The sequence below is a fragment of the Streptomyces sp. B15 genome, assembly GCF_018070605.1.
GTDB classification, from domain to species: domain Bacteria; phylum Actinomycetota; class Actinomycetes; order Streptomycetales; family Streptomycetaceae; genus Streptomyces; species Streptomyces smyrnaeus.
The window spans coordinates 1-2,052 of the sequence record NZ_JAGPXJ010000197.1; the positions used below are offsets into that span (position 1 = coordinate 1).

Sequence of the window (2,052 nt, forward strand, 5' to 3'; positions counted from 1 at the left end):
GGTCGTGCTCGAAGCGGACCAGGGCATCCTCGACGCTCTCGCGCCGACCGGCGCCCGGCCCGCCTCCACCGTCCGCGCCCGGCGTCGCCGCCGTCCCCAGCGCTGAGCGGCACCGGCAGGACCCGTAACCCGGTGTCGGCTCCGCGCGGGTGGGGCGACACCGGCGTGGCTTCCTCCCACGGTATGCCGCCGGTGGCCGGACCGCAGGCCGTTGGTTCGGTGCGGCCCCGTTCCGCTCGTCCGGGTACGGACGTGCGTCCGCCCGCCCCGCAGTCGGCTGCGGGGCGGGCGGGACGAGCAGAACGAGCAGAACGAGCAGAACGAGCAGAAGGAACAGAAGGAACAGGAGGGGCAGGACGGGCGGGTGGTGGACAGCCACGCGGGCCGCCCGGGGAAGTCGCGTGGTCCTGTCCCGGCCGGGGTGGACCCTACGGCTCAGACGCCCGCGACGGACTGGATCCAGGAGCGGTACTGCGTCACGTTCGTGTATGCCGTGGTGGTCTGCCGGTCGCTGGTGGAAGCGACGCCGACCTGCACGCCGCCGGCCATCATCGGGCCGCCGGAGTCGCCGCCGGCGGTGATGCCGTCACCGCGCCGGGCGCAGATGGCGGAGCCGTTGTAGGCATCCCGGCAGCCCCCGCTGACGATGACGTTCGCGTACTTCAGGTAGCGCGACTGGCAGTTGATCTCCTGGCCGCAGCGGGAGGTGGCGCCCCAGCCGTAGACCTGCACGGTCTGGCCGACGGACACCGAACCGGGCCGGCCCAGCGGCGAGTAGGTCGTCGAGACGGACCGGTCGAGACGGACCAGTGCCAGATCCGCCGACGGATGGGTGTAGACCTGCGTGCCGTTGGCGGTGGTGCCGCCGGTCGTCTGGTCGAGGCTGCCGATGCGGAACGACAACTGACCGCCGCTGACGCAGTGTCTGGCGGTGAGGATCCAGGTGGGGGCGATGATCGTCGAGCTGCACGTCTGTCTCCCGCCGGAGAACAACCGCGCGGCCCAGGGGCCGCTTTGGGCGTACCCGCCGCCGATGATCGGCCGCTGTTCGTCACCGGAGGCGCGGGTGTCGGTCGCGACACGGAGGGAGACACCACCGCTACCGGCACCGGAACCGGCACCGGAGGAACGGTTCTCGGCCACCGCCGCGGTGCTGAACGTGAGGGTGGCCAACAATGCGGCTATGAGCGTGGGGAGTAACCTGGTGATTCGCAAGATTCCTCGTTTCCGAAGAGCGCGAGAACGCGAGAACTCGCGCATGGCGTCCAGGGAAGTACCAGGTTTCCGGAATCCGAGCGATTCGGGTAATAGCATTTGGTCCATAGCGCGGAGTTATGGGCAGCACGCCGGGCGCCACCGACTCCGCCCGCCGTACGGCCGAGCCGAGGCGTCAGCTCTCCCGGCGGGCTGTCCCGCGAGGTGCTGGCCGGGCAGCGCGGCGAAAAAAGATCCCGGTTCCCGTGAACTTTGTCGCCGGGCCCGCCATCGAACTTCGTGTACGGCCCGCCGGAGGGGGCGGCACCGATCAGGGAGTTGACGGCAACCATGACACGCGACGACGACATGACCACTGGGCGGAGCGCACAGGAGACCGCCGGGGCGGGCGCCCGCCGCTTCCCGCCGCTGAGCCGCTCCGGGCGCCCCGCGCGGGTCGTCGTGGCGACCGCCGCGGCACCGGCCGCCGGCAGGCCGCCGGCGGGCTGCGGTGGCGACAACAGCGACGCGTCGCAGGCGAACGCCGCACCCGCTGGCCGGTCTCCCGTGACCGGCACGGCGTCGGTGCCGAAGATCGGCCCGCCCTTGGCGGGCACCGGCAGCTGACCAGCTGCCCGCCTCCTGGACCGACGGGGACGTGGATGCCCGCTCCGCCCGTACCGGGAGACGACCGGCGCGCGCCGGCCGATCCGGCCGACGAACCGCGCCGACGTCCGTCTCCCGCGCAGAGCCGGGCAACCAGCCCCGTCGCCCCCCGCAGCACCGTCCGGTGCCCCTCTGAACGGCTATGACGAGGGTGCGCACCAGATGTGCGTGCGCGGGAGGGCCGGGCAGGAA

2 protein-coding genes are annotated in these 2,052 nt (G+C 72.4%); one reads left to right on the forward strand and one right to left on the reverse strand.

Annotated elements, in window-relative coordinates:
- Nucleotides 1-435: 435 nt before the first annotated feature.
- Nucleotides 436-1,215, reverse strand: coding sequence for a trypsin-like serine protease (locus KBY19_RS35775; protein WP_099885548.1), 780 nt, complete (start codon nucleotides 1,213-1,215; stop codon nucleotides 436-438).
- Between the two features lie 330 nt (nucleotides 1,216-1,545).
- Here KBY19_RS35775 and KBY19_RS35780 point away from each other — a divergent pair, with 330 nt between their 5' ends.
- Nucleotides 1,546-1,821, forward strand: coding sequence for a hypothetical protein (locus KBY19_RS35780; RefSeq protein WP_210967511.1), 276 nt, complete (start codon nucleotides 1,546-1,548; stop codon nucleotides 1,819-1,821).
- The last annotated feature ends 231 nt before the right edge of the window (nucleotides 1,822-2,052 follow it).

Coding starts and splice junctions, on each gene's coding strand:
- KBY19_RS35780 (WP_210967511.1), top strand. CDS start 1,546: ATGACACGCGACGACGACATGACCACTGGGCGGAGCGCACAGGAGACC.